Source organism: Catenibacterium sp. co_0103 (genome assembly GCF_004168205.1).
Lineage (GTDB): Bacteria > Bacillota_I > Bacilli_A > Erysipelotrichales > Coprobacillaceae > Catenibacterium > Catenibacterium mitsuoka_A.
The window spans coordinates 1-2,261 of sequence record NZ_RCYB01000161.1 but is presented as its reverse complement, the minus strand read 5'-3'; the positions used below and the strand labels follow the sequence as shown (position 1 = coordinate 2,261).

Here is a 2,261-nt window from a genome sequence, read left to right as displayed (position 1 = left end):
TTGACCTTAAGAACATGATAAATGATTTATGAAATAAACAAAACAGATAGCAGAAAACTGCCCCTAAAAAGTTGACAGCATAAAAGCAAAGCCAGGAGTTCATACCCCTGACTTTTTCAAAGCTTGAGTAAACCCCAAGTCTATTTAGTTACTCTTTTTTTCTTGCCCTTAAACCTTACTTTAGGGTTAAAATGAATGTAGGGAGGATATGTATATGAAGAAATTAGGATTTGGTTTAATGCGTCTACCATTACTCGATCAAAATGATGCAGGCAGCATTGATATTGAAGAAACTAAAAGAATGGTGGATACATTTTTAGAAAAAGGATTTACTTATTTTGATACAGCCTGGATGTATTGTGCCTTTAAGAGTGAGGAAGCGACTAAGACAGCTTTAGTAGAAAGACATCCAAGAGATTCATTTACATTAGCTGATAAGCTTCATGCAGGCTTTATTGAAACAAAAGAAGATAGAGATAGAATCTTCAATGAACAATTAAGAAAAACAGGTGCAGAATACTTTGATTATTATCTCTTACATGATGTGGGAACAGATCATTATAAGAAATATACAGAGTTAGACTGTTTCACATGGTTGAAAGATAAGAAAGAAAAAGGATTAGTAAAACATATTGGTTTCTCTTTCCATGACAATGCAGACTTATTAGAACGTGTCTTATCTGAACATCCAGAAGTAGAATTTGTACAGCTTCAGTTGAATTATCTGGATTGGGAAAGTGAAGGCGTACAGTCTCATAAATGCTATGAAACAGCAGTAAGACATCATGTTCCTGTATTTGTAATGGAACCAGTCAAGGGTGGTACTCTCGCAAATGTACCTGATGAAGTAGCAGAGACATTCAAGTCTTATCATCCAGATATGTCTATTCCATCTTGGGCGATTCGTTTTGCGGCAAGTTTAGATAATGTACAGGTAGTTTTATCTGGTATGAGTAATATGGAACAGCTATTAGATAATACAGGCTATATGGAACACTTTAAGCCTTTAAATGAGGAAGAACAGACACTTATTAAGAAAGCTGTTGATATTATTAATAGTAGTATTGAAATTCCTTGTACTGGCTGTTCTTATTGTACAGAAGGTTGTCCAATGCATATTGCGATTCCTAAATACTTCTCACTTTATAATGCTGATAAACAGGAAGTAGCGACTAAATCATGGAGACCTCAAGGAGAATACTATACACGTTTAACACATACATTTGGTAAAGCAAGTGAATGTATTGGATGTGGGCAGTGTGAAGCAGCATGTCCACAGCATCTTCCAATTATTGAGAACTTGCAAAAAGTCGCAGAATACTTTGAAAAATAACTTTTTCTTAAACATCATGGTAAAATAGTATCATGATGTTTTTATATAGGAGGAAATTATGAAGACACTCTATGTAACAGATCTAGATGGGACATTACTTGAACCAGATAAATCGATTGAACCAGAAAACTTAAAACTAATAAACCAACTCATAGATGAAGATGTGAATATTACTTATGCGACTGCACGTTCTCTTATTACCGCAAAACAGGTAATAGGTGATATAAACTTTAAGCTTCCTGTAATTGTCCAGAATGGGACATTTATACTCTCACCTAATGGAGATGTCATCCTAGGAAACTATTTAGGAGATTCTATATTAGATACAGTAAAGAATTTTGATATTTCACCTATTGTATATTCTCAAATAGGAAAGAATAACTACTTCTCTTATATTAAGGACAAGATGAGTGTAGGAGTAAAAGCTTTTGTAGCTGATCATTTAGATGATCCTAGAAATCATCCTGTGAATACTTATGAAGATCTCTATGAGGGGGATATCTTCTATTTATTATTGATAGATGATTATGATAAATTAAAGCCTCTCTATGATTTGTTTAAGGAAGACTATTATGCTGTTTTTGATCAAGAAATGTATTCACATGATTGGTGGTTAGAAGTGATGTCACCAGATGCTTCTAAAGCCAATGCCATCAAATACTTAAAACAGAAGCTGCAATGTGATGAAGTGGTTGTATTTGGGGATGGAAAGAATGATATCGAAATGTTTGAAGAGGCGGACTATAGCTGTGCTGTAGAGAATGCTGCTCCTGAACTTATTAAATGCGCAGATGAAGTCATCCATATAAGTGTGCCTCAGTATATAAATCAAAGAAAAAAATAAATTGTTTTTTGAATACCCATAATCTACAGGTAACGATTTAAGAGAAGTGTGGAGCAGAAATATTCAGGATATAGACTATTTGTC

2 protein-coding genes are annotated in these 2,261 nt (G+C 34.0%); both read left to right on the top strand.

Features of this window, described 5'->3' with window-relative positions:
- Window positions 1-214 precede the first annotated feature (214 nt).
- The gene (locus EAI80_RS12725; RefSeq protein ID WP_238634627.1) at window positions 215-1,333 is read left to right on the top strand and encodes an aldo/keto reductase; all 1,119 of its coding nucleotides are present in this window, start codon (window positions 215-217) and stop codon (window positions 1,331-1,333) included.
- Window positions 1,334-1,391: 58 nt separating this feature from the next.
- The gene (locus EAI80_RS12720) at window positions 1,392-2,177 is read left to right on the top strand and encodes an HAD family hydrolase (RefSeq protein WP_129982333.1); all 786 of its coding nucleotides are present in this window, start codon (window positions 1,392-1,394) and stop codon (window positions 2,175-2,177) included.
- Window positions 2,178-2,261 lie beyond the last annotated feature (84 nt).

What these genes read in the sequence shown, in the direction of transcription:
- EAI80_RS12725 (WP_238634627.1), top strand. Translation starts at nt 215, where the DNA reads ATGAAGAAATTAGGATTTGGTTTAATGCGTCTACCATTACTCGATCAA.
- EAI80_RS12720 (WP_129982333.1), top strand. Translation starts at nt 1,392, where the DNA reads ATGAAGACACTCTATGTAACAGATCTAGATGGGACATTACTTGAACCA.